The organism is Planococcus shenhongbingii, assembly GCF_030413635.1.
GTDB classification, from domain to species: Bacteria; Bacillota; Bacilli; order Bacillales_A; family Planococcaceae; genus Planococcus; species Planococcus shenhongbingii.
The window spans coordinates 2,177,410-2,202,664 of sequence record NZ_CP129235.1 but is presented as its reverse complement, the minus strand read 5'-3'; the positions used below and the strand labels follow the sequence as shown (position 1 = coordinate 2,202,664).

22 protein-coding genes are annotated in these 25,255 nt (G+C 42.8%); 19 read left to right on the top strand and 3 right to left on the bottom strand.

From position 1 onward, the window contains the following. Nucleotides 1-63 precede the first annotated feature (63 nt). The 4 genes from QWY16_RS10800 (at nt 64) to QWY16_RS10785 (ending at nt 3,604) form a co-directional block, all read left to right on the top strand. Complete coding sequence (locus tag QWY16_RS10800) at nt 64-729, top strand: GntR family transcriptional regulator (protein WP_300989239.1); 666 nt, start codon at nt 64-66, stop codon at nt 727-729. Next, nucleotides 726-1,751, top strand: coding sequence for a TRAP transporter substrate-binding protein (locus tag QWY16_RS10795; protein WP_300989238.1), 1,026 nt, complete (start codon nt 726-728; stop codon nt 1,749-1,751). Before QWY16_RS10800 ends, QWY16_RS10795 begins: the two co-directional genes overlap by 4 nt. Before the next feature lie 72 nt (nt 1,752-1,823). After that, complete coding sequence (locus tag QWY16_RS10790) at nt 1,824-2,318, top strand: TRAP transporter small permease (RefSeq protein ID WP_300989237.1); 495 nt, start codon at nt 1,824-1,826, stop codon at nt 2,316-2,318. Beyond that, nucleotides 2,315-3,604, top strand: a complete 1,290-nt coding sequence (locus QWY16_RS10785; RefSeq protein WP_300989236.1) for a TRAP transporter large permease — start codon at nt 2,315-2,317, stop codon at nt 3,602-3,604. Before QWY16_RS10790 ends, QWY16_RS10785 begins: the two co-directional genes overlap by 4 nt. A gap of 128 nt (nt 3,605-3,732) precedes the next feature. Here QWY16_RS10785 and QWY16_RS10780 read toward each other — a convergent pair whose 3' ends face one another. Further along, entirely contained in the window at nt 3,733-4,518 is a 786-nt protein-coding gene (locus tag QWY16_RS10780) for a putative hydro-lyase (RefSeq protein WP_300993401.1), read from the bottom strand. Nucleotides 4,519-4,917: 399 nt separating this feature from the next. On the opposite strand from QWY16_RS10780, the gene QWY16_RS10775 reads away from it, so the two are divergent. The 7 genes from QWY16_RS10775 to QWY16_RS10745 all read left to right on the top strand — a co-directional run bounded on the left by QWY16_RS10775 (nt 4,918) and on the right by QWY16_RS10745 (nt 11,860). Next, nucleotides 4,918-5,571 carry an ABC transporter permease gene (locus QWY16_RS10775; RefSeq protein ID WP_300989235.1) on the top strand — a complete coding sequence of 218 codons (654 nt, stop codon included), beginning with the start codon at nt 4,918-4,920 and terminating at the stop codon, nt 5,569-5,571. 18 nt (nt 5,572-5,589) lie between these two features. Beyond that, nucleotides 5,590-6,582, top strand: coding sequence for an ABC transporter ATP-binding protein (locus tag QWY16_RS10770; RefSeq protein WP_300989234.1), 993 nt, complete (start codon nt 5,590-5,592; stop codon nt 6,580-6,582). Between the two features lie 4 nt (nt 6,583-6,586). Next, complete coding sequence (locus QWY16_RS10765; protein WP_300989233.1) at nt 6,587-7,318, top strand: ABC transporter permease; 732 nt, start codon at nt 6,587-6,589, stop codon at nt 7,316-7,318. A 32-nt stretch (nt 7,319-7,350) separates the two neighbouring features. Continuing rightward, nucleotides 7,351-8,259, top strand: a complete 909-nt coding sequence (locus QWY16_RS10760; protein ID WP_300989232.1) for an ABC transporter substrate-binding protein — start codon at nt 7,351-7,353, stop codon at nt 8,257-8,259. An 875-nt stretch (nt 8,260-9,134) separates the two neighbouring features. Next, nucleotides 9,135-9,995 carry an efflux RND transporter periplasmic adaptor subunit gene (locus tag QWY16_RS10755; RefSeq protein WP_300989231.1) on the top strand — a complete coding sequence of 287 codons (861 nt, stop codon included), beginning with the start codon at nt 9,135-9,137 and terminating at the stop codon, nt 9,993-9,995. A gap of 9 nt (nt 9,996-10,004) precedes the next feature. Then, a complete protein-coding gene (locus QWY16_RS10750) occupies nt 10,005-10,694 on the top strand; it encodes an ABC transporter ATP-binding protein (RefSeq protein ID WP_300989230.1) in 690 nt (229 codons plus the stop codon). Continuing rightward, nucleotides 10,688-11,860: an ABC transporter permease gene (locus QWY16_RS10745; protein ID WP_300989229.1), complete on the top strand. Its 1,173-nt coding sequence runs from the start codon at nt 10,688-10,690 to the stop codon at nt 11,858-11,860. Before QWY16_RS10750 ends, QWY16_RS10745 begins: the two co-directional genes overlap by 7 nt. Before the next feature lie 54 nt (nt 11,861-11,914). Here QWY16_RS10745 and QWY16_RS10740 read toward each other — a convergent pair whose 3' ends face one another. Together QWY16_RS10740 and QWY16_RS10735 are read right to left on the bottom strand one after the other, a co-directional pair. Further along, the gene (locus QWY16_RS10740) at nt 11,915-12,688 is read right to left on the bottom strand and encodes a GntR family transcriptional regulator (protein ID WP_300989228.1); all 774 of its coding nucleotides are present in this window, start codon (nt 12,686-12,688) and stop codon (nt 11,915-11,917) included. Between the two features lie 549 nt (nt 12,689-13,237). After that, nucleotides 13,238-14,335 carry a tartrate dehydrogenase gene (locus QWY16_RS10735; protein WP_300989227.1) on the bottom strand — a complete coding sequence of 366 codons (1,098 nt, stop codon included), beginning with the start codon at nt 14,333-14,335 and terminating at the stop codon, nt 13,238-13,240. Nucleotides 14,336-14,862: 527 nt separating this feature from the next. Between QWY16_RS10735 and QWY16_RS10730 the strand changes: the two genes are divergently transcribed. The 8 genes from QWY16_RS10730 to QWY16_RS10695 all read left to right on the top strand — a co-directional run bounded on the left by QWY16_RS10730 (nt 14,863) and on the right by QWY16_RS10695 (nt 25,254). Further along, nucleotides 14,863-16,227: a citrate:proton symporter gene (locus tag QWY16_RS10730; protein WP_300989226.1), complete on the top strand. Its 1,365-nt coding sequence runs from the start codon at nt 14,863-14,865 to the stop codon at nt 16,225-16,227. Nucleotides 16,228-16,316: 89 nt separating this feature from the next. After that, nucleotides 16,317-17,471: a glycerate kinase gene (locus QWY16_RS10725; protein WP_300989225.1), complete on the top strand. Its 1,155-nt coding sequence runs from the start codon at nt 16,317-16,319 to the stop codon at nt 17,469-17,471. Nucleotides 17,472-17,869: 398 nt separating this feature from the next. Further along, nucleotides 17,870-19,288 (top strand): AAA domain-containing protein, encoded by a 1,419-nt coding sequence (locus QWY16_RS10720; RefSeq protein ID WP_300989224.1) that lies wholly within the window; start codon nt 17,870-17,872, stop codon nt 19,286-19,288. After that, nucleotides 19,243-22,119 (top strand): PDDEXK-like endonuclease domain-containing protein, encoded by a 2,877-nt coding sequence (locus QWY16_RS10715; RefSeq protein ID WP_300989223.1) that lies wholly within the window; start codon nt 19,243-19,245, stop codon nt 22,117-22,119. The genes QWY16_RS10720 and QWY16_RS10715 overlap by 46 nt, the downstream gene beginning before the upstream one ends. A 233-nt stretch (nt 22,120-22,352) precedes the next feature. Beyond that, nucleotides 22,353-23,624, top strand: a complete 1,272-nt coding sequence (locus QWY16_RS10710) for a competence protein CoiA family protein (RefSeq protein ID WP_300989222.1) — start codon at nt 22,353-22,355, stop codon at nt 23,622-23,624. Between the two features lie 191 nt (nt 23,625-23,815). Beyond that, nucleotides 23,816-24,052, top strand: coding sequence for a TIGR04540 family protein (locus tag QWY16_RS10705; protein ID WP_300989221.1), 237 nt, complete (start codon nt 23,816-23,818; stop codon nt 24,050-24,052). Between the two features lie 28 nt (nt 24,053-24,080). Beyond that, nucleotides 24,081-24,677: a DUF1819 family protein gene (locus QWY16_RS10700; RefSeq protein ID WP_300989220.1), complete on the top strand. Its 597-nt coding sequence runs from the start codon at nt 24,081-24,083 to the stop codon at nt 24,675-24,677. A gap of 10 nt (nt 24,678-24,687) precedes the next feature. Continuing rightward, entirely contained in the window at nt 24,688-25,254 is a 567-nt protein-coding gene (locus QWY16_RS10695) for a DUF1788 domain-containing protein (RefSeq protein ID WP_300989219.1), read from the top strand. Nucleotide 25,255: the final 1 nt, after the last annotated feature.

Genomic DNA, 25,255 nt, shown 5'->3' with positions numbered 1-25,255 from the left:
TTCCCCTATACTTTTCTGTATACAGTATACACTGTGAAGATTAATTATGAGAAAGGAGGATTCATGGAAAAATTAATAAAAAAAACCACTTTGGCGGAGCAGGCATATGAGTATATCAAGAAATTGATTATCACCGGAGAGTTGAAACCCGGCGAAGAACTGCCGGAAGAAAGGCTGGCTGTAGAACTGGGAATCAGCAGAACGCCTTTAAGAGAAGCGTTAAAAAGACTGGCTGTTGATGCGCTTATCGAATTGAGGAAAACAAGGCCCGCTATTGTCGCCAAATTTACTCGCCAAGATGTCGTAGAAATTATGGAACTTCGGAAATTGTTGGAAATTCAAGGACTTGAAAAATTGTCGAAAGCAGATCAAAAGCGTTTCGTAGATGAGTTGAAGGAAAATGCAGTACAGCAATGGAAGATGATTCAGAAAAAAGACTTTGTCATTTTTATGGATTTAGATCAGGAATTTCATTCCTTGTTGTGTCGGAGCCATAAAAACAGGCGGTTGAAAGAAATCATAAAAGGAATCAACACCGGCGGAAGTAGAGCGTTTATGCTGTTATCCGATGCAATTGCTGACAGTGCGGAAAAAGCATACGCCGAACACCAGGCGATTATTGATGCGATTGAAAAAGGAAATATCGACGAAGCCAAACAGCAATTGGCGATTCATCTCGACAATATTGAAAACCGATTGCTGAAATACATTTTACAGGAGGAATTATGAAGAAATTACTCGGATTATTACTTATCGGATTATTTATTTTATCAGCATGTGGGCGCCCGGATAGCGGCGGTACAACTTCAGAAAACGGGGAAACGAGCGGAGAGACTTTTACAATCAGGATTGCACATCTAGTGCCGGAAGAGCAATCGTCTCATATTGCGGCTGAAGCATTTAAAAAGAAATTGGAAGCCGAGTCGGATGGCCGCTTAAAGGTAGAGCTTTATCCGAACGGCCAGCTTTACGGCTCGGACCGGGAAGCGATTGAAGCTGTGCAGCTTGGGAATGTTGAAATGACGATCCCAGCCGTTGCTGCGATGGCATCATTCAATGATAAATTCCAGGTATTTGATCTGCCATTCTTATTCAATAACAACGAAGCCGCTTATAAAGCACTTGACGGTGAATTAGGACAAGAGTTAATGGCGGATTTGGAAAATAACGGCATAAAGGGACTGGTATTCGGCGAAAATGGCTTCCGTCATGTATCGAACAACGAAGGGCCGATTGAAGTACCCGAAGACATGGATGGGTTAAAAATGCGGACATTGGAAAGCCCACTGCACACGGATACATTCAATGCGTTTGGGGCAAATGCATCACCATTTGCTTTTGGCGAACTTTACACGGCACTTCAACAAGGCACTTACGATGCGATGGATTGCCCAATTTCCTTGTATTACACAAACAAATTCTATGAAGTTCAGGATTACCTGACATTGACAGGGCATGTTTACGCAGCGACTGCGCTTTTGGTGAACGATGATTTCTATAACAGCCTGCCTGAAGATTTGCAAAGTCTGGTGATGGAAGCGTCTGAAGAGTTCCGTTCAGAACAGCGTGAACTGGCACAGCAGCAAGATGCTGAATTCCTTGAAAAATTAAAAGCGGAAGGCATGCAAGTCCATGAATTGGCGGATGAGCAGCGCAACGCATTCCGTGAAGCGGCAGAGCCGGTTTACACAAAATATGAAGAGCAAATCGGCAAGGATCTGATTGACCAGGCACTTGCGGCGAATGAATAAAGAAGATGCTAAACAAATGAAGAGTCAAGGAAGTAATTCCTTGATTTTTCATTTTTGAAAGGAAGTGTGGAAATGATTAAGAGGTTTGAGAAAGCGGAAGAAGCGTTTCTTGTGTTAACGCTTGTGGTGATGGTAGCCTTGATTTTCGGACAAGTTGTCGGGCGTTATGTGTTTTCCGATGCACCGAGCTGGACGGAAGAAATGGCCCGTTATATACATATTTTCCAAGTATGGATCGGTGCGAGTTATGCGGTCAAATTGCGTGAACATATTCGTGTGGAGGCCTTTGTCACTCGTTTCCAAGGTCTGACAAGAAAAATATTGGAGAGTATCAGTGTAGTCATTTGGTTTGGGATGGCTTTATTTTTGGCCTATTTCGGAACCGACCTCGTACTTGCGAGTTTCACCAATGGCCAAGTTACACCAGCCATGCAATTGCCGATGTGGATGCCATTTTTGGCGATACCACTGGGTGGAATCGGCATGTGTATCCGGTTGATCCAGCAATTGATCCAAATCTGGAAAGGCGATTATGAAATGCATAAGGGAGGGGACATTCCAGCATGACGATAGCCCTTTTATTTGGCACTTTATTTGTCTGTTTATTTATCGGCGTGCCGATTGCATTCGCCTTAGGCGTTTCAGCGTTGACTGCGATTTATTTCGGAACCAACCTGCCTCTTAGCATCATCACTCAAAAAGCATTTACATCACTCGATTCGTTTCCATTGCTGGCGATTCCATTCTTCATGCTAGCTGGTATTTTAATGGGGAAAGGCGGGGTTTCACGGCGGCTGCTCGCGTTAGCTTCTGCACTGGTCGGTTGGATGACTGGCGGACTCAGCATGGTGACGATTGTTGCCTGTATGTTTTTTGCAGCCATTTCGGGTTCTGGCCCTGCGACTGTCGCCGCAATAGGCAGCTTTATGATTCCGGCAATGATTGCGCGTAAATACGATGGAGGCTTCGCTTCGGCGGTGGCGGCTTCGGCCGGTTCGATCGGTGTTATCATTCCGCCGAGTATTCCTTTCGTGTTATATGGCGTCATTGGTGGGGTTTCGGTCGGAAGCATGTTCTTGGCCGGTATTCTCCCAGGGATATTGATTGGCGTGGGGTTATTAATCACTGCTTATTTGATTTCAAGAAAACGCGGTTATAAGCCAGAGCCTGGAGAAGCATCCACTTTTGAATTTAAAGATGTCGTAAAAACCTTCTGGGAAGCGAAATGGGCTTTACTGATTCCCGTCATCATTCTTGGAGGCATCTACGGCGGTATTTTCTCTCCTACAGAAGCAGCCGTAGTCGCTGTTGTATATGCCATCATTATCGGTAAATTCGTCTACAAGGAATTGTCGTGGGAAGGCTTGTATGAGAGTTTCCGCCAGGCGATTGTCATCAATGCCACGACGATGATCATCATTGGACTTTCGGTATCGTTTGCCTATTTCATGACCATCGAACAGATTCCGGGAGAAATTTCTGATTACCTGACCCAGTTATCAACGAATCCGCTTGTCATTTTAATGGCCATCAACTTGTTGTTGCTAGTAGTTGGAATGTTTATCGATACCATTTCGGCATTGGTTGTTTTGACGCCGATTCTCTTGCCAATTGTGGTGGCAGTAGGAGTTGACCCGATCCATTTCGGTGTCATCTTGGTTGCCAACTTGGCCATCGGCTTTATCACGCCTCCACTCGGCGTCAATTTGTTTGTGGCATCCAGTGTCGGCGGTATCCGTTTCGAACGGATAGCTGTCTCCGTTTTACCGTTTTTGTTTACGATGATCATTTGCTTGCTGGTCATCACCTTTCTACCTTCGCTGTCCATGTGGCTGCCGAATCTATATGAATAACTGATATCATTTTCCGCAGCAGGAAACCGTCGGGGTTTCCTGCTACGGTTTTTGTATGGAGACAAAAGAAGCCTGTACAGCGAAAAACAGCTGTACAGGCTTCTAACTGGCTTCAACTAATCATTTCATCAAATGACGCTGATTTCTGCTGATTTTAAATCGGTGATGAACATATGCCCGGGTGCATGAGTAATCATGATCTCAGGTTTTACGTGCATCGCGATGGCTTGCGGGGTCACTCCACATGCCCAAAAGACAGGTATTTCCCCTTCTTTGATGGTGACGCGGTCTCCAAAGTCAGGGGCGTTTATATCGTTAATGCCAAGGCTCGCCGGATTGCCGATATGGACGGGAGCACCATGGGCACTCGGAAACCGGCTGGTAACTTGAACGGCGCGAACAACGTCTTTTTCTGCTACCGGCCGCATGCTGACCACTGTAGGGCCTTCAAACCGTCCAGCTTTCACTGCAGGGATGGCAGTTCTGAACATCGGCACATTGCAGTTTTCTTCGTTATGCCGCATGGGAATGCCATTGCTGATTAATGCTTCTTCAAAAGTGAAACTGCAGCCGATTAAAAATCCGACCATATCTTCATTCCAGAGATCCAGGATATTGTCCTTTTCTTCGGTCAGTACACCATTACGGTAAACGCGGTATTTTGGTAGATCGGTCCGCAGATCGGCCGACGGCGCAGATAAGGCCGGCACAAACGAGCCCGATTCAGTAACATCGATCAGCGGGCAGAATTTCGGGTTGCGCTGGCAAAACAGCAGGAAGTCAAAAGCCATTTCCTTTGGCAAAATTGCCAAATTGGCTTGCAGATAACCATTTGCTAAGCCGGAAGTCGGCTGCTGCCATCTGCCTTCTCTGATCAACTGGCGTATCTCGGCAGGAGATTGTAATTCTGTCATATTCATTAAGATCCACTCCCTTATTGGGGTACTATTTCACAATGTTCCGGAAGATAAAGAAGAGCTTAGCAATAGCAGAGGAGCCAAACTGACCATGGTTCTTTTACCATCGAGTATACCTTTAAGGCAGTTTATTGTAAAATCAAATAATTCAGTCATTTTTCTTATAAATACTATTTTTATATAACATGTTTACCTATACACTAAGTGGGGAATTATTATATGGTTGTCATTCTTCTGCTTCTTAAGGAAATATTTAGCATATGGTATAATTGAAGCGGTAAAAAATAGAACATTCAATAAAATAAAGAGCTGAGCAGCTCTTATTTTATTGAGTGCTCAAAAACGAAGTAGAAGGTGAATTTGCTATTCTACCTATGACATGAAAGGGGAGATAAAGTGGAAAAATGGTTGAAATTTCTAGAGGTGAATGCACCAAGAATTTTGGAATTGACCGTAGACCATGCTGTTTTAGTCACGTTAGCAATTGCGGTGGCCTTAGCTATCGGCGTGCCGCTTGGCATTTACTTAACAACGAATGAATACCTTGCAGGAATAGTCCTTCAAGCTGCTTCAATCACCTTAACGATTCCAAGTATTGCATTGTTTGGCGTCATGATTCCCGTTTTTTCTCTTATCGGCCAGGGAATCGGTTTTCTTCCGGCTTTTGTTGCGCTCGTACTGTATTCACAGCTTCCGATTATCCGAAATACATATACAGCTATAAAAAATGTTGATCCGGACATGCGGGATGCGGCAATCGGCATGGGGATGAAAACTCATCAGCGCATCTGGCGGGTCGAAATTCCAAACGCGTTGCCGATCATCATGGCAGGCATCCGGACAGCGGTGGTCTTGAATATTGGGATTGCTGTCATTGCAGCCTATATCGGCGCCGGTGGACTAGGCGTTCTGATTACTCAAGGAATCAGCCGGGGCGACAATTATTTAATCATCAGCGGTTCCATTGCCGTAGCAATTCTGGCAATTATTGCGGATGCCATTTTGCTATTGATTCAAAAACGTTTTACAAACAAAGCTTTAGTCGAATAATTGCATAGAGGTGAAGGAATGATAGCGTTTAATCATGTAACAAAATCATACAATGATGAAAAAATAGCGGTCAACGATGTTGACTTTACCGTAGAACAAGGTGAAATCGTGGTCCTTTTAGGACCGTCCGGCTGCGGAAAAACCACGTTATTGAGAATGGTGAACCGTTTGGAATCCATTTCAGCAGGCACGATCCGTATTAATGGCCAGGATTCCATGGATTTGGATGCCATTGAACTAAGACGCAATATTGGATACGTAATACAAAGCAACGGACTTTTCCCTAATATGACGATAGAAGAAAACGTCATGCTGGTTCCGGACCTTCTCGGCTGGAGCAAGAAAGACAAACGCGAACGCTTTGCTTATTTGATGAAGCTAATCGGCTTAGATGCGGAAGAATATCGGAAACGCTTTCCTTATGAATTGTCAGGAGGCCAGCAGCAGCGCATCGGTGTAGTCCGGGCTTTGGCAGCTGATCCTCCTGTCATGCTAATGGATGAGCCATTCGGAGCGCTTGATCCGATTATCCGGGAAAAAATTCAAGATGAATTTTTGCAGATTCAGCGGGAAGTCAAAAAAACGATTCTTTTTGTCAGCCATGATATTGATGAAGCCATTAAAATGGCTGATAAAATTGTCCTTTTGCGCAACGGGGAAATTATGCAATATGCTACCCCTTCAGAAATGCTGACACATCCGAAAAATGAATTTGTTTCTCAATTTTTTGGGCAAGACCGGGCCATTAAAAGTTTAAGTCTGCATACCGTAAAAGATTTGCAGGAAAAAATTGGACTTGGGCAAGTGGATGCTTCTATTCAAGACACCAAAACGATCCATGTCCAGCAGGATTTGCGGAATACCTTATCCATGCTGATGAATCAGGAAGCCGACCAAGTGATAGTTGTCGACGACCATGGCGAGAAAATCGGCTCCGTTACCATTGATCTTGTCCAGAAATACTTGCATTTTGAAATTAAAGAGAAGATGTCCATTTCTCAGGAAGGGTGAGCCGGTGAATAAACAAAAGTTAATAGGGAATATTGTAAAGGTTTCACTTTATGCACTGGTCGCCGCATTCTTCATTTGGGCGATCTCCAATCATTATTTCGATTATATATTCAGTGAAAAAGAAACATTTTTAAACCTCTTAAAACAGCATATCCAATTAGTACTCGTTTCTTCATTGCTTGCCATTTTGATTGCGGTGCCGGCAGGGATTTTGATTACGCGTCCTAAATTCCGAAAAGCGGAATGGCTTGTTTCCAATTTTGCTAACTTAGGGCAGACCATTCCGAGTCTTGCAGTGCTTGCTCTTATGATCAGCATTTTAGGCATCGGTTTTCAAACCGCTGTTTTTGCCTTGTTCATCTATTCAATCCTGCCTATTTTTAGAAATACCGTGGCAGGCATTGACTCTATCGATAAAAACATGATTGATGCTGCAAAAGGGATGGGCATGAAGCCGCTTCAAATCTTATTTCGCATTGAACTTCCAAATGCCGCATACTCGATCCTTGCAGGTATCCGGACAGCTGTCGTCTTGAATATCGGCACAGCGGCTCTGGCATATGTGATCGGAGCAGGTGGCCTTGGCGTATGGATTTTCACTGGAATCAGCTTATTTGACAATGGCTTTTTGATTTCCGGTGCCATTCCGGTGACGTTATTGGCCATCCTGGCTGATTACCTATTGCGGAAACTGGAATATGTGATTGTTCCAAAAGGAGCAAGACGCCTTGAGTAAAAAGGTATTAGAAGACAGGAGGCAAAAGTGTTGTGCATAAATTATTCAAACTTGTCCCTCTGATTATCAGTGCAGTTCTCCTTTCCGCTTGTTCCGGTTTTGGATTTGGAGGAAAAGAAGTTACTGTCGGAGGAAAAGACTTTACCGAGCAATACTTATTGTCTGAAATGACAGGGTTTTTATTGCAGGAAGAAGGCTTTAAAGTCAATCAGATGAACAATTTGGGAAGCAGTGTTGTCCGTTCGGCATTGGAAAACGGACAAGTCGATATGATGTGGGAATATACCGGAACTGCGCTCATGACTTATATGGGACAAGAACCAATCCCGGACCCGCAACAAGCATTCCAAAAAGTCAAAGACCTGGACAGCGAGAACGGCATTCACTGGATGAATATGTCACCAGTCAACAATACTTTTGTATTAGTGATGCAAAGTGAACAAGCCGAAGAGCTTGGGATCAAAACCCTCAGCGATCTTGCTGCCTATGTCAATGAACATCCTGGCGAGTTAACGATGGCGGCGGGTGTCGAGTTCGCAAACCGTGCGGACGCTTTGCCAGGTGTAGAAAAAACGTATGGATTTGAATTTGGTACGGAGCAGATCAAACAAATGGATTTGGGCTTGACCCAGCGCTCGTTGAACGATGGACTTGTGGACGTAACCGGGGCATCTGCAACTGATGCTTCCATTAAAAGATATAATTTTACTGTGTTAGAAGATGATAAACAATTCTTCCCGCCTTATTATGCGGCTGTATCGATCAATCAGGAAGTGCATGAGGAATATCCGGAAATTGAAGAAATCACAGCCCGCTTAGCTGAAAAACTGAACGATGATATTATGAGAGAACTGAATTATCAAGTGGATGTGGAAGGGCAAAGTGTTTCAGTTGTTGCGCATGACTGGCTCGTTGAAAATGGTTTGCTGGCAGACAAGTAAAATTCTTTCCGCTTTAAAAAATTAATATTCATGATGTCTATAGCATAGTATTTAGTTTGATCAAAGCCTTTTCCATTTTTTATGGGAAAGGCTTTTAAACTGTCGAGAAACTGGTATGTTCTTCTTTCATTTCGCTCTAGGGCGGACGCTTTCCGCGGGGGGCGGCCTAAGCCTCCTCGCTCGCTAGCGCTCCCTTCGCGGTCTCAGGACTCGCCCTATTCCCGCAGGAAAGGCATCAACCAACCGTAGTTGGGTGGTGCCTTTGCGACGAAGCGCCTGGCGCTGCAGGAGCACATCTTTGCCCTTCGCCGCCTTCCGCTACATTCAGCTCTCTTTTGTCACGTTTAGAGATTCTCTAGAATAGAGAGTTGATTCGGAAAGCTCTCTAATGTTTGTACCTACTTCCTCGATTTGGAGCCAAGCAGCGGAGACGCCCTTGGCAAGCGTAACTGTTTGGCGGAATATCGGTTAAAGAATAGAAGCTAATACAAGTTAAACTTTCTCAACAAGCTGAAAGCCTTTCCCATTTTAATTGGGAAAGGCTTTTGTCATTCCGTGTTTTGTTCAGTGAAGTATACAAAGCAGGTTAGTGGCCTGCCTGGTAAAGGTAATATATATGATTTCAAAAAAAACGGCTAACCGGTGGAGAGATAAAATTCATTAAGTAACGCAGAAAACATTCAAAAAATACTGAATAAATAATTAATTCGTGATACTATAAAAGGGTTAAAAATATTAAAAATATCAATTAATTTATATAAAAATATTGTGACAGATACAGAAGCGGTACAGGGAAGTTTACGGGATGAAGAAATAGGCCGAATTTAAAATCTTCATGATGTGCCGGAGCTTATGCCGAGAACGGAGGCGGAAATATGAATGCCAAGTCGAAGCGGAAAAAGAGGAAGTGGCTGCTTTGGAGCATAATTGGCATTTTAGTTATAGCAATGCCAGCAACAGCTATTTTTATGCCGAAAGGAACTGGAGCTTTTCAGGAAGAGGTCGCGGAAACAGGAGATATCAGGACATTTTATAATTTCCCTGGCACAGTTGACGCTAAAAATAGGGAATCTGTCATTAGCGAAAAACCGATGCAAGTCTGCGACATTAAGGTGCAGCAAGGCGATCAAGTGAAATCCGGGGATGTGTTAATGGTAACAATAACAGGAGAAGAAATAAAGGCTCCGATAGAAGGCGAAGTTTCACAAATCCTGATTAAGAAAAACATGCAGGTGCCGGCCGGTATTGAAATGATGAAAATAGTGGATTATGTTAATTTTGAAACAAATGTGAAAGTCGATGAATACAGCTTTAAATTCCTGGAAGCCGATCAGAAAGTAAATGTTACCATCAATGCACTCGGCAAAGAACTGACAGGGACCATTTCCGATATTTCCAAAGAAGCGATTAGTGAAAACGGCGTTTCTTATTTTATTGTGGCGATTGATCTTTCTAATGATGAAGGATTGCGGATCGGTATGAGCACAGAAGCAAAAATCGTCAAGGAAGAAGCGATTGCTGTAACTACGCTGCCGATGGAAGTGATTCTTTTTGATAATGACAACGAGCCATATGTGCTGCTGCCTGCAGAAGAAGGTGAGCCAGTAAAACAAGCCATCACGACCGGCATCAATGACGGCATGATTGTGGAAGTGACAAGCGGCGTTTCAGCCGGAGACAGCGTCATGCACTCGACTGGCGAGGAAGGGCTGCTGGAACAGCTTTTCTGGAGGTGATGAGGAGTCATGGCTGAGCAAATATTAAAAATGACAAATATCAGCAAATCCTATTTCTTGGGTGGAGAAGAGCAAGCGATTCTCAGCCATATCGATTTGTCTGTAAATAAAGGGGACTTTGTGGCGATTCTTGGACCATCGGGTTCCGGAAAGTCCACATTGATGAACTTGATCGGCTGCCTGGACATTCCGACCGGCGGCGAGTACAGCTTGTCGCAGCAAAACGTGCAGGAACTGGATGAAAAAGAACTGGCCGCTATCCGCAACCAGGAAATCGGTTTTGTTTTTCAGCAATTTCATTTGCTGCCCCGCTTAAGTGCCAGGCATAATGTGGAATTGCCGCTGGTTTATGCAGGAGTTTCTGAAAAAGAGCGGCAAAAGCGGGCAGCGGAAATGCTGGCCAGAGTTGGGCTTGAAGGAAAAATGGAACACCGGCCCAACCAGCTTTCCGGGGGACAGCAGCAGCGGGTGGCCATTGCCAGAGCGATGGTGACTGAACCGACGATTCTGCTGGCCGATGAACCGACGGGTGCACTCGACCAAAAGACAGGCCAGCAAATCATGGAACTCTTCCATCAAATTAATAAGGAAGGAAAATCGATTATCATGATTACACATGATGCCGAAATCGCGAAAAACGCAGGCAGGATTTTTCGCATCCTGGATGGCCAGCTGCGCGAGGAGGGAGCCGGATGCTAAAAGAAAATCTGAAAATGAGTTGGATGAATGTCCTTCATAACAAAATGCGTTCGGCGTTAACCACCCTTGGCATTATTATTGGAGTGGCCTCCATCATTACGCTGATCACCATTGTCAAAGGCGTCACGAGTGACATGACCAGTGATTTTGCCACATTCAAAGCGGATAGAATCATTGTTACGACTTTAGGGACTCCATTAAAAATGGGGCTGCTGCATAACGATATTGAGCGTCTTGCTGGAATCGACAATGTCTCCGGTGTGTCCCCGACTGTCACAGGATTCACTTCAATTGCAGCGGATGGCACCATTAAAGAAGAAGTAAGCATCATTGGGAGGAACGATGTCTATTTTTCAAAAAATGTGGATGTGATCAAAACAGGAAGAGGGATTAATCCATTAGACATCCAAAGTGAAAACAAAGTAAGCTTGATCGGGTCTTCGATTGCCAAAGAAATGTTCTATGGCGAAGATCCCATCGGGAAAAGCGTGTTGATCGGCGGCATGAACTTCACTATCATTGGCACGCTACAGCAATCGCATGCATTTTCGTCAAGTTCGATTAATGAGACGGTCATCATTCCTTACACCACTTCGATGCAATTGCTTGGAACCAGTTATATCATGGCGGCCGATGTCTATATGGAAGACTCCAAAGAAGCTAAAAAAACGACTCTCGCTATTGAAGCTGAACTGAATGAAGCGTTTAAAGATCAAGGGGAAGGGTTTTCGGTTAGGAATACGCAAGATATGCTGGCCACCATCAACCAGATGATTACGACAATGTCTTGGCTGCTGGTGGGCATTTCCTCCATTTCCCTGATCGTGGGTGGAATCGGCATTATGAATATGATGCTCGTTTCGGTAACGGAAAGAACGGCAGAAATTGGGCTGCGAAAAGCACTCGGAGCAGAACCGAAACGGATCCAGCAGCAATTCTTGCTGGAAGCGGTCTTTTTATCGCTGATCGGCGGAGTCATCGGCGTTGTAACGGGCATTCTGACGGCATATGTTATTTGCTCTTTAATGGACACCAGCTTTTTGCTGTCTCCTTTAACCGTTTTTTTGGCTCTCGGCTTCTCAATGACGATTGGCCTCGTTTCCGGAATGGCTCCTGCCAGAAAAGCGTCGAAATTGAATCCGATTGATGCTTTGAGGAGTGTATAATCATGTCCATCAAAGAAATATAGAAGGCTGCCGAGAGTTTCTCGGCAGCCTGAATTATTTTTCCGTATTCAAAACGAGCAAATCTTTTTGGGCAATCTTTTCTACAGCAGCTAAAATTTCTATACGTGCGCGGTTTCGATGTGACTGCATCAAGACATCAGCAGCATGGCTGTCTTTTGCCTTCATACATGCCACAATCGCTTTATGTTCCACTATGGAATGAAAAGGGAAGGGGCGGTGATTAATAGTGAATAAACGCGCTCGGTATAATTGATCCGAATGGCTGTCTATTACCGTTCGAAGGCGTTTATTTTTTGCATAGTCAATGATCAAATCATGAAACCTGAAGTCCAGGATCGCCCATTCTTTTAATTTTTTTTGTTCCAGTGCTTCTTCTTGCTGTTCGATCAACAATTCCAGTTGAGCGACTTCTTCCATGCCCACCCTCATAGTAGCGAGACTTACCGCAAGACCATCCAGTCTTTCTACTATTTCATAGATTTGTTTAAGGTCCTCTTTTTCGATCGGCTCCACAATGAATCCCCGTCTCGGAATAATGCGGACCATGCCTTCCGTTTCCAGACGGACGAGAGCCTCCCGAACCGGAGTACGGCTCATTTGTAAGGCTTCAGCCATCTCCCGCTCTAAGATCGTCTGGCCAGGAAGAAGGATTAAATCACGTATAGCGAGCCGAATGATATGATAAGCGCGCTGAGGCAGACGGTATTCATCAAAACCCTTAAGGTTTTCGATAAAAGATAAAACATCCTTTCCCATACTTGTTTCGTTTAAAGATAGATTATTTTCGTGTTCATTTGGTTTTTTCATCAACATCACCTTATCCATTCTTGATTTATCAAGGCATTTCTTATGTAATAAATTTACTAGCTATATAAGTTGAGCTAATAGTTGTTAGCTGTTGATACTCCGCAAAACAGCTCCGCTTGCCGCGGGCGGGCGCCAAGCCTCCTCAGTCGCTTCGCTCCTTGCGGGGTCTCGGCTGTCTCGCTACTCCGCTGTTTTGCTCCATATCTAGGTAAGCACAATCATCAATGAGCTATTTAAACAATGTTCTTTAGTTTTAGAAAGCTTCTCCAGCGAAGGCGCGTCCACGGGCGAGACGGAGCTCTGAGACGAGTGGCCTTCTCGGCTCAGGGTGGGAGTCCTGCCCAAAGCGTCCGAAGCGATATATAAAAAGATATTCATTTAAAGTAAATAACTATTACTTTCAGTTTGCTAATTAAACCAAGCAATGTCAAATAACAATGAATTGAGCAAACCGAAAGCATTGATTTATTGCTGAAATCATTATGAGATGCCATTAAACTGCATATAAAAAGAAGGCTGGGGATTTTAATAAAAACCCCAGCCTTCTTTTTATATGCCTGCTTTAACTTTAGATAGATTTTCTATGATCGCGTCTGTGATTTCATTTGTGTTATACGTTCCTCCAAGGTCGCGGGTCAGGATGCCTTGGCGGGTTGTTTCAGCAATCGCTTTGTTGATGAGTTTAGCTTCTTCATTTAACCCGAGGTGGTCCAGCATCATTGCGGCACTTCCGATTGCGCCAATTGGATTGGAGATGCCTTGGCCTGCAATATCAGGTGCCGATCCATGAACCGATTCGAACATGCTTGGTGTACGTCTTTCAGGATTGATATTTGCGCTGGCAGCTAATCCCAAGCTTCCAGCAAGAGCACTGCCTAAATCTGAAAGAATGTCAGCGAAAAGATTCGAAGCAACGACCACTTCCAATTCCTCCGGCTTCAACACAAAATGAGCTGCGGCTGCATCAACAAGCCATTGGTCCGTCTCAACATCCGGGTAATCTTTGCTTACCCGGGCAAACACTTCATCCCACAGCACCATTCCGTACTGCTGCGCATTGCTTTTCGTGATGCTTGTCACTTTCTTGCGGTCGCGTGTCCGTGCCAAGTCAAATGCATAACGGATAATGCGTTCGCAGCCATGATCCGTGAATAACGCGGATTGTACAGCTACTTCTTTTCCGGGTCCGCGTCCAGAGAAATTACGGCCGCCGATGCCTGAATATTCACCTTCTGAGTTTTCGCGGATCAATACCCAATTTAGCGAATCCACATCGGGGTGATTAAGGCGTCTTGGAACGCCGGGAAGAAATTCAATCGGGCGGATATTGGCCCATTGATCAAATCCTTGGCAAATCGCTAAACGCAGTCCCCATAAGCTGACGTGGTCTGGAACTCCTGGAAATCCTACAGCGCCAAAGTAAATTGCATCATAATCCCGTAGTTTTTCCACTCCGTCTTCATCCATCATTTTCCCGTTCTCTAAATAATATTCACAGCCCCAAGGAAAGAAATCGCTTTCAAATTCAAATTTGCCATTAGACTCTTTCGCTAATTCATTGATCACGCGAAGACCCGCTTCAACCACTTCCGTGCCAATGCCATCCCCTGGAATAACTGCCAAACGAAATTTTTTAGTTTCACTCATTAATATTTCCTCCTCCGCTAACCCGCTTCTTGAAGCAGCTTAGTTTAATATGAAGCTTATAGTCCTCATATTAATCAACGTATACGTTAATGTCAACAATTAATTAGACTATTTTGAATAAATTATAGTTTCTTCTATAAGAGCAAAAGACTAAAGGGGTTATTAAGCTTTGATAATACTGTAATTAATAATGTCCAAGCTTTTCTAACCCCATCTTTCTCTTTGTATTAAATAAATATTCAGAAAAACCATTGACACTAACGTATACGTTATTATACAATTCGAGAAGATTAACTGTCTCATATCATTTCATGGCCACATTGAAAGAAGGAGGAGATAAAACAACTAAAATATGAATAAGTCTGAGTTTTATTTAAGTTTTACTTTTTGAAACTAATAATGTATGCGTTTTCAAATTCGCTTTCTTAAAAAGAATTTCATCAACTCAGCTCGGGTTTTTAATGAAACCAGCAATCAACTTTATAAAGGGGCATGTAAAACAAAGGATTATAAGGGGGATGGTTTGTATGTTGACAATATTAGCCTTATTAATGATCATAGTATTCATCGTACTGTTATCCAAAAACAAATTAACCGTATTCGGGGCGCTGACTATTGTACCGTTTGTTTTTGGCGCAATCGCCACATTTGTTACCGGGGCTTCTATATTTGATCTTTTCGAATGGATCAAAGAAGGGATTCTATTTAAGGTAGACGAAGAAACAGGGGAAGTATCTATGGGGGTTATTTCTCCTGCTATTGTCATCTTGTTTGCGGTACTCTACTTCGGGGTTATGCTGAATGTCGGTTTGTTTGACCCTCTCTGCAAATTCTTTATCCGAAAAGCAAAAGGGGATCCGTTGAAAGTGACCATTGCTACAGTCTTGACGGCAACCGTGGTCACGATGAACGGAGATACGACGACAACCATTATTATTTGTGTCGCCGCGTTCCTTCAGCTTTATAAGCAAATGAATATTAAGCTGATGTATCTAGCTGTCATTATTGTTACGCCGATTGGAATTTTTAATCAGCTGCCATGGGGCGGCCCGACAATTGCGGCTGCAACAGCTATGAATGTCAATATTAGCGAGTTGTTTGCAAAATTATTGCCAGGGATGCTGCTTGCTGAAGTATTTGCTATATTGATGGCCTATTATATCGGGAAAAAAGAAAGAAAACGTTTGAACTTTGATCCGAAGACTGCTAAAGAGATTTCGCCAGAGCAAATGGAAATCATGCTGGATGCTATCCGCCTGAAAGATCCGGAACTGAAAAGGCCGAAGCTGTATGCGTTCAACCTGCTTTTAACACTCGTTATTCTCGCTCTGCTATTGATGGATCTTGCACACGGCGGGGTATTATTCGGGATAGGAGCAGCGATTGCCCTTACGGTAAATTATAAATCGGCCAATCTGATCAATGCACGGCTTGATGCCTTGGCAGCCGATTCTTTGGCGCCAGCTTTGGCCACATTAGCTGCCGGGGTCTTTTCCGGCGTATTGACTGGCAGCGGGATGTCAGCTGCTTTAGCAACATCGATTACGGGTATTATTCCAGAAGCGCTTGGTTCCAATATGGCACCAATTTACGCATTAATGGCAGCGCCAGCCATTACATTTCTGCCGCAAGATGCCTTTTACTTCGGGATTGCAGGAGTTATGGCAGACGTCATGGGGCAATACGGAATTACTTCCAGCGAAGCGGCTGTAGCTTCTATGGTAGGACAGGCTTTCCGGTTGATTTCACCCGTCATACCCGCTCTTTATATGTTAGTCGCTTCCACCGAAGTGAATTTCATCGACTTTCAAAAAACCTATATCTTCTATGCTTGGCCCATTATCTTCATCTACCTGGGCGTCTATATATTAACCGGATCATTGCCGCTGTAGAATAAAAATTTTGCTTCATATAGAAGCAAAGGGATATAATCAATCGCATAAGGAACTGTCATTCTATGGAAGTGAAGGAGGCGATAAAGTTGAAAGTTTTGATAGCAATCGATTCGTTTAAAGGCAGCATCTCTTCTATAGAAGGAAGTGAAGCGATTTCAGCAGGCATCAAGGAAGTTTATCCAGAAGCGCAGATTGTGATACTTCCTTTAGCGGATGGCGGGGAAGGTACAGTTGAGGCCTTGATACGAGCGACGGATGGGAACTTGGTTGAAAAAGAAGTAATGGGACCTTTAAAAGAAAAAGTAACAGCAGTCTACGGTATTTTAGGCGACGGAAAAACGGCTGTTATTGAAACAGCTGCCGCCTGCGGGTTGCCGCTTGTCCCAAGTAATCAACGGAATCCCTTGCTAACGACCACATACGGCGTCGGAGAACTCATTGCAGATGCCATTGATAAAGGCTGCCGGGAGTTTGTCATTGGCCTTGGCGGCAGCGCTACAAACGATGCAGGGATTGGCATGCTGCAAGCATTGGGCTTCCGCTTTTACAACGAGCACAACAAAGAAGTGGGAATAGACGGACAAGCGCTCGCGGATATCTGTAGGTTGGATCTAGAGCATGTGAACGATAAGTTGAAAGAATGCACATTCAGAATCGCTTGTGATGTTAAAAATCCTCTTTACGGGCCGATGGGCGCAGCGTACATTTTCGGACCGCAAAAAGGGGCGACACCAGAAATGGTGAAGCAGCTGGATGAGGGGCTTAAACACTTTGCGGATCTCGTTCAGGATGAACTTGGGGTAGATATCAACCAGATTGAAGGAGCAGGAGCTGCTGGTGGATTAGGCGCGGCTTTCTCCGGTTTCATAAATGGCCAACTGCAATCGGGAATCGATCTAGTGTTGGAGATTATCGACATGGAAAAAAGCATGGAAGGCGCGGATTTTGTCATTACAGGCGAAGGAAAGCTGGACGGCCAGACTTCCATGGGCAAAGCACCTCTCGGAGTAGCCCAGCTTGCCCAAAAGCAAGGGATTCCTGTCATAGCCCTTGCAGGCGGCATCACGGAAGAAACAGCGGCATTAAACGAACTTGGCATCACTTCCTATTTTTCCATTATGAATGCGCCCATGTCGCTGGAAGAAGCAATGGATTCAAACGTTGCCTATAGTAATCTGCGCACTACGGCAACTCAATTATTTCGGTTGATCCAAGCCGTTCAAATGGTTGTGAAAATTTAATAGCAACGAATATAAAAACAAGAATCAGAAATCCGCAGCCGTTATGACTGCGGATTTTTTTATGCACATTTTCTACGAAAGACCGCGTGCAGGAGATGAGAAAGATTCCAGATCCGGTTTTTGTTTGATTATCAGTCGCCAGTATACAAATAGACATGAATTAAATAGATAATCTATAGAAGTGAGCTGGAAGTAAAGGCCTAGAAAGCTAGCTTATTGCAAAGTTCATGTAATTATAGAAGAAACTTTTTACGACCCTAACCGTCGTCTTGTCTAAACGTCCAATCGTTGGTAGTATTAGGAATAAAAGAAGAAAAATCATACTAAGATTGTCAATTGATTGATACTTAAATATATGTCATTTGCATTAGTAAGAAAAGATAAGAGAGGTGTATTCGATGGAACCAATTACAGCAAATGAGAAAGCCAAAAACTTTTTTGAATACATGCTGGCATTAAATAATCTAGTCGGAAAAGTTATACGGAACTACTCGGACTTCGAGAAGAATTGGCAGCTCGAAGACTTGGATAAATTGGATGGCTGTTTTACTTTCGGGAATTGCCACAATAGTGAAAATCTCGTGGAAATACATAGACCTGCTATCACGAAAGCGGATGAAACGCCGCCCGCTCCCAAACCGGTTTTCAAAGACTGGCTCAATTTTGAGCCGAAGAAAGAAACAGCAATCCCTTCCTATATAACGATGAAAACAACAGAGCTAGCAGTTGGCGAGCAGCGAAAGGAATTTTTCATTGATGACGATAACCGCCTGGCCGCCTACGAGCAATGGGTGCCGGAGTGGAAAGAGTGGTCCGTTAAACTAAAAAACAAAAAACGTGCGCTGGAGAAATACGAGGAATTTTTTGAGCTCTTTTCGCGTTTTGAAAAAGAAGGAGAAACGCTGGAATTTGTCTACGGGACCGGTCTTTTCGTTTGGCAGCATCCGGATCCGAAAATCGGAACCATTCGTTCACCGCTTTTGACAAGTAAAGCGGAACTTGAATTGGACGCTTTTAAAGGCATCATTTCCGTAAAATTGGTCGACCAGGAAACAGCAGTTGAGCGTGAAATCTTCTCGGGGATTTCCATTCCGAATATCAATCCGATCAATCAATTATGGAAAGAAGTCCAAACGAGGGAAATTACAGAAGACTTTACCGACTTCTTTACACAATTTATCCAAACATTTGACGCGAACGGAAAATTCATTTCGGATGCAGCTTCAAAAGTTCCAGACAAAGATCCGGTGATCTACAGCCATCACATGCTTTCTTTGCGTATCAAAAATGCGCGTGTCTTAAGAGATGATCTGGCTCAAATTATTGACGGCATTTCCACAGGCGAACTGGAATTATCCGATACAGTCGCTGCAATAATCGGTGAACCGATTAAAGACAATCCAGCTGAAGGAAATGAAACTTCAGATAACGCCGGAGCGTTTGACGACAATAATTTGTATTTCCCGCTCGAATCAAACGAACAGCAAAAAGCGATTATTCAGCGGGTATCCCGCCATCAAGGCGTTACGGTGCAAGGGCCGCCTGGTACAGGGAAAACGCATACGATTGCCAATCTGGTTTCCCACTTCTTATCGGAAGGGAAAAAGATCCTCATCACCAGCCAAAAAGAAAGCCCGTTAAAAGTCTTGAAAAACAAGATTCCCCAGGAAATCCGTGATTTATGTGTGCCGGTTCTTGGAGGCGGTCGTGAATCGCTGCAGGAAATCGAGCAGTCGATCCGCGTCATCGGGGAAAACTGGGCGAACTGGATGTGCCAAGGCTGGAACGAGAAATCGGACGCGACAAAGAAGCGCTGAACCGCAGCAAGCGCGAAGAAGCCCGCTTGAAAAACCTGCTTAAGGGATATGCCGAAAAAGAAGGGACGGTCCTTCAATACAAAGGAGAAAAACTTTTCAAGTACGACGTCGCCAAACGCCTATCAGAATCGGATAGCCATTACAACTGGATTCAAGACAATGTTGCAATTGACGCAGCATTTCCGTTGAACTCCGTAGATTTCAAGGAATTATGGCAGCTGAAAAACGATACAACAAAAGAGCAGCTTCTCTTGCGGCACCAACAGCTTCCTTTGGCTGAAACCGAACTTAAAAACGCTTCATCTTTTGCCGCGTTCATGGAAATCGAAAACAACTTGAAAACATCAAATGAAGAAGGCAAAGCCGTCTTGCAGAAATACGGGCTGCCGATGGACAAAAAAGAAATCAAAGCGCTGCAAAAAGATCTAAATGAACTTCTCGGCATGTCGGCAGTATTGGAGAACCCAGTTTACCAATCCATGATGGATGATTGCAGAGCAGGCGGCCACCGCGAAGAACGCTGGCGTACATTGGCCGATAAATTAACTGGAGCCGTTGATCGTTTATTTGCTTCCTATCATATCTTGGTCACCCACACGATCAACTTGCCGGAAAAGAGCAATGAAGCTTTAACAAACGATTTAACTGTCGCTAAAGAGCCTCTTCAAAATGGCAAGAAACCCAACTTTTTGTTCTTTATGATAAAAGGAAAACAAGCGAAATACCTTTTCGAAGATTCCGTGCTGAATGGCAATATGGAAGACATCGGCCATACCGTGATAGATGAAAAAGAAAAGCGGTTCCCGCATCTATTGGAAGACCGGTTGAAAGAATTGCAATTGGTCATCAAAACCGTTGATACAGCCCAATCCATAAAAGAAAAGATTACTCCTTACGGCATGACTGGTATCAATCTTTATTCCGTTGCAGAAATTAAACAATTGATCTTAGACCTTGAATTGGTGCTGAAGCGAATGGAATATTTAAGATGGGAAGCCCAATACAATGAAGAACTGGCTGGATTAATGGTTTTAAGCGCAAAAGACCATATGCATCCGGTTAGCCGAGATTTTGCCGTAGCATATCAAGATAAAGACCTTTCAAAATGGGTCCATCTTTTGAGCAGACTTGAAGAATTGCAGCGGACCAAAGCGAGAGTAATGCGGTTTTATATGTTACTTGAGCAGTTCAATCAGACATTGCCTCTGACTGGAAAGCTGCTTGAAATGTCAGCGGGAGAAGTTAGTGAGTTTCCCGAAGACCATGCAGAAGCATTTGAACTGAAAAAATTGCAGTCCTGGCTTGATGAGACGAAAGATACGAACACGACGCTTTTGAAAAAACAGCTGGAGGAAGAGCATATCGAACAAAAGCGCTTGATCCGTGCAATTGTCAGTGCTTCCACTTGGAAAAGCCAAGTAAACCGCATAACCGATGAAGAAAAACGGGCATTGTCTGCCTGGAAAACCTATATCAAACGTTTCGGTAAAGGCAGCGGGAAATCGGCGCAGCGCAATCTGCAAGGTGCCCGGGAAGAAATGAAAACCGCGCAAAGTGCCATTCCGGTATGGATCATGCCGATCAGCCAAGTGCTTGAGAACTTCCCGGTGACCAACGAAAAATTCGATGTCATCATCTTTGACGAAAGCAGCCAATGCGATCTGTTCGCCATCAATGTGCTCCTGCGAGGCAAGAAAATCGTGGTCGTCGGTGACGATGAACAAATCAGTCCGCAATCGATCGGCACCAAGCAAGATGATGTAATGGAATTGGTGCGCCGCCACTTAAAAGGCATTCCGAATGCGGATCTGTTCGATGGCAACTTGTCGTTATATGAAATCGCGGAACAGACCTTCCCGAAAGAAGGGAAACTGATGCTGCGGGAACATTTCCGCTGCGTGCCGGAAATCATCCAGTTCTCGAATGACATGAGCTACGGCGGCGAAATGATTCCGCTTCGTTTGCCGCTCGAAGAAGATAAAATCGATCCGCCGGTATTGGCGATTAAAGTCAAAGACGGCTATATCGAGGACCGCAAAGACGTCAATGAAGGCGAAATCGATGCGATTGTTGCCGATATGGCAGAAATGGTCCTCGACCCAAAACTAAAAGGCCAGACATTTGGCGTTATTACGCTTCTTGGCCAAGACCAGCATAAATTATTGGAATCCCGGATCCGCCAGGAAATTGGTGACCGTGAATTTGTGGAGCGGAAAATCATTTGCGGGAATCCGTATACATTGCAAGGAGATGAGCGAGACATCATTTTCTTGTCGATGGTTTCTGCACCGAACCGCAATTTTAGGGCCTTAACAGGAAACGCAGACAAGCAGCGGTTCAACGTCGCAGCTAGCCGCGCGAAAAATCAAATGAGGCTATACCATTCAGTGGATCTAGAAGAGTTGAGTTCTCAGGATTTGCGCTATCGCTTGTTGAGCTATTGCCAAAACCCGACTCGCTTGAATATGGAAGTCCAAAACCTCGAAGAACTCTGCGATTCGCCATTTGAAGTCGATGTACTCCGGATGATTTTAGCTAAAGGCTATAAAGTGACGCCGCAAGTCAAAGTCGGCCAATACCGGATCGATATGGTTGTTGAAGGCATTCGTGACCGCTTAGCCGTTGAATGCGACGGTGAAAGATGGCACGGTCCTGAGAAGTTCGAAGAAGATATGAAGCGCCAGGAATCTTTGGAACGTTCAGGCTGGAAATTCTGGAGGGTGCGGGGCAGAGAGTTTTACTTTGATAAGGTGAAAGCTTTGGAGAGCCTTTGGGGGCAGTTGGACGCGCTTGGGATTGAGCCGGTGAAGGAACAACAGTTAATTAAATAATGATTTAGAGTTTGAAAAGAAGCCTTTCAGCTAAATGAGAGGCTTCTTTTTCATTTTAGAAGGAAACTTTAATTCTTGAACGCAATACTGTTTGAACTACATTGATAAAACTCTACTTTGAGTTCGGTTTATAGTTATAAAGAATAATTTAATTGAAAATTATGGAACTTAAATGGTACTATTAATTTATAATAAATAAATCAAATAATTGAAATATAAAGGGGGAAATTTAAATGTTAGAAGCGATTTATGAAGGGGAAAGATTTAATCTTCACAGTCATTTAAGTATGCAGGAATCGATAAAGGCAGAAGTAAATAGGTTAAAGAAGGCAGCAGATAAAGGAGCTTTCACTTGTCCATATTGCAACGGAATCTTGAAACTAAAAGCAGGAGATATATACGAAAAGCATTTCTTTCATCCAAGTAATTCTTGTTCTATTTCAGAGGCTAGCGAAACATATCAAAAACAAATAAAAAGAGAGTCAAAGAAACATTCAGTAATGAAGGAAATCATTTACGATGAATTGAAGACCCAAGAAAAAATTAATGACAACTTACGCGTAGAGTATGGCTACATTGAAAAAGCAGATGAAAAATGGAAATACTATCCAGACATTATAATTGAAAATAGTAAAACGGAACTTGCAATTACTATTTTGACTGACGTAACCGAAACGAAGGATTCCAGACTTGTACAACAAATAAAAAAGAGAAATAAATATTTTAAAACTAAGAATCTAAAACCGATATGGTTTGTAGAAGAAACTGAGCAATCTGTTGATATGGACCGTCGCGTTATTCATCTATGGGAAGCAGAATTAGACATCGCTGTTAAAATGAAAGAAGACCTGAAATGGGAAGATACTTTAAATCATCTAAAAACGGAAAATAATTTATTTGATCTTTTCAATTACCATCACCAAAATGCTCCAAGGAAATATGAAGTGTTTAGTCTTTATTATGTGAAATCTACAGAAACAAACATCACTTTTACTATACAACGTTTTTTGAAAGATCAAATAAGCCATCCTTACCGGGCGTTTGCATTAAATGAGGCTTATGAAATAAAAATGGCTACTGCTTTGTTGACAGAAGACACTATGCAATTAAGTGATCCGCTTATAGAAGCTCAACAAAGAGAGAGCTTTTTGCAAGAAGCATTAAAAAGGGACAAAGAAAATGTAGCAGCATCTATACAGGAGTCTGTTAATTTCAATGATTCCCTAGTTAGTCAGCCTCTTAGTATTGCGAAAAGATATGATGAAGTGGGAATGCAAGCGATTTTAGATGATTATATAAAAGAAGTAAAAGTGATTTCTGCAAGTGAATTAAGCAAGTATTTGGTTAAAGAATGTGGTGCTCCATCCCAAACTTACTTAACCGGCAAATATCAAATCTATACAAAGGTTTGTATCGCTTTAAATGGTATAGAGACTTCTGGGAAGATTAAGCTGATAAGAAAAGACTTTGTGGATGATCGAATATACGAGGTCATTGAAAATTAAGAATCTATTTAATTTTTGATTCTGCTGGAAAGTATCAATCTTTATTTAGCATATTTGATAATTCTTAACCTGTGTAGTACCTCTTTAGAGGAATGCACAGGTATTTTACTGTAAAAAAGAACTGTTATTGCAATAACTTTAAACTAAAGTAAAATAAGAATAGAGTAAGACTTAAATGTGAGGGGAAGCACATGGAAATTAAAATGTTTTACCGTACACAAAGAGATGTGGCTGCAGCAGTAAATCAGTTAGTGGATGCTTATTGGGATGAGAAAATTATTGAACAAAAACTTATAGATAGCATAAAAGATATACATAAGAACAATCAGGAGAAGTTAATGAAGAATAACGACTTTACTAAAGTAGTCCAGCAGCAATGTGGAAAAAGAAGATTAGTTATTGTTGAGAGAATATTGGAAATGAACTAGGAAACCTTATTTTGAGAGGTTGATTAAAATGACAACAGAATTAGATTATTCTTCTGTATTAACGGGCGCTGCTTTCATGTTTTATGAGTTTAAGCAAGTGGCCACGTTAAAAGATCAAGGTTTATCAGATGAAGAAATTCGCAAAAAAGTTGTTGAAGAGAATTTGTTTCAACACGCAAAGATATCGAGTCTTCAAAGAGGGCTTCCTTCAATATTAAGAAGGGTTAATGTATTGGATGATGTTTTACGTAAAATGGTTATTGAAGAATCCGTCGAAGTTGGTAAAGCTATCAATTTATACGCAATTATGAAAACTGACCGCTTGTTCTTCGAGTTTATAAAAGAAGTTATTCAAGAAAAGTTTCAGACAAATAATTATAGTTTTGAAAAGAAGGATCTAAATATGTACTTTACGGTGAAAGCAGAGGAAAGCAAAAATATTGCTGAATGGACAGAAGCGACTGTTCAGAAATTGAAGCAAGTCTACATTAAAATTTTGCTAGATACAGGAATGCTTAAGGATAAAAAATCTGACGAATTAAATCGCTTAATCATCGACGAACAAATCAAAGAACATCTCAGACAAATTGGCGACGCCAAGTATGTCCAAGCGATGGGTGAATAGAGGTGAGAGAATGGCAAATTTAAATGCAAGGCTCGACCGGATTATTCCAAAAATCAAAGAAGACAAATTCATCGATGGCCGAGGGCTTGGAAATGAAATAAGTTTTTATGTTTTTGATTATAAACCCGAGGATGAACTGGTTGTCCGAGATTATATTAAGCACATAAAAAAAGAATTCAACTACGATGGTTCAAATAGAAGAATCATTGAATTTGATCTTTACAAGATGCTCTTGGAAATTACGAAAGATAAAAGGATTTTTGATCGGATTTTTGAAATGGAAAAAAGACAAGGGAAAGACGCTTTGTTTAAAGCCCTTACAACATTCGCAAATCCGCAAATATTTTTGCAAAAGATTAAAGAGCAAATGAATGAGCATGATGTGGTTATTCTAACTGGAGTAGGAAAAGTTTTTCCTTTTGTGAGATCGCATACGATCTTAAATAATCTGCAAGAAGTCATCGATAAGACGCCTATTATCATGTTTTATCCAGGAGAATACAGCGAGCAAGACTTGCACTTGTTCGGCAAGTTCAAGGACGATAACTATTACCGGGCATTCCGCTTAGTAGACTAAT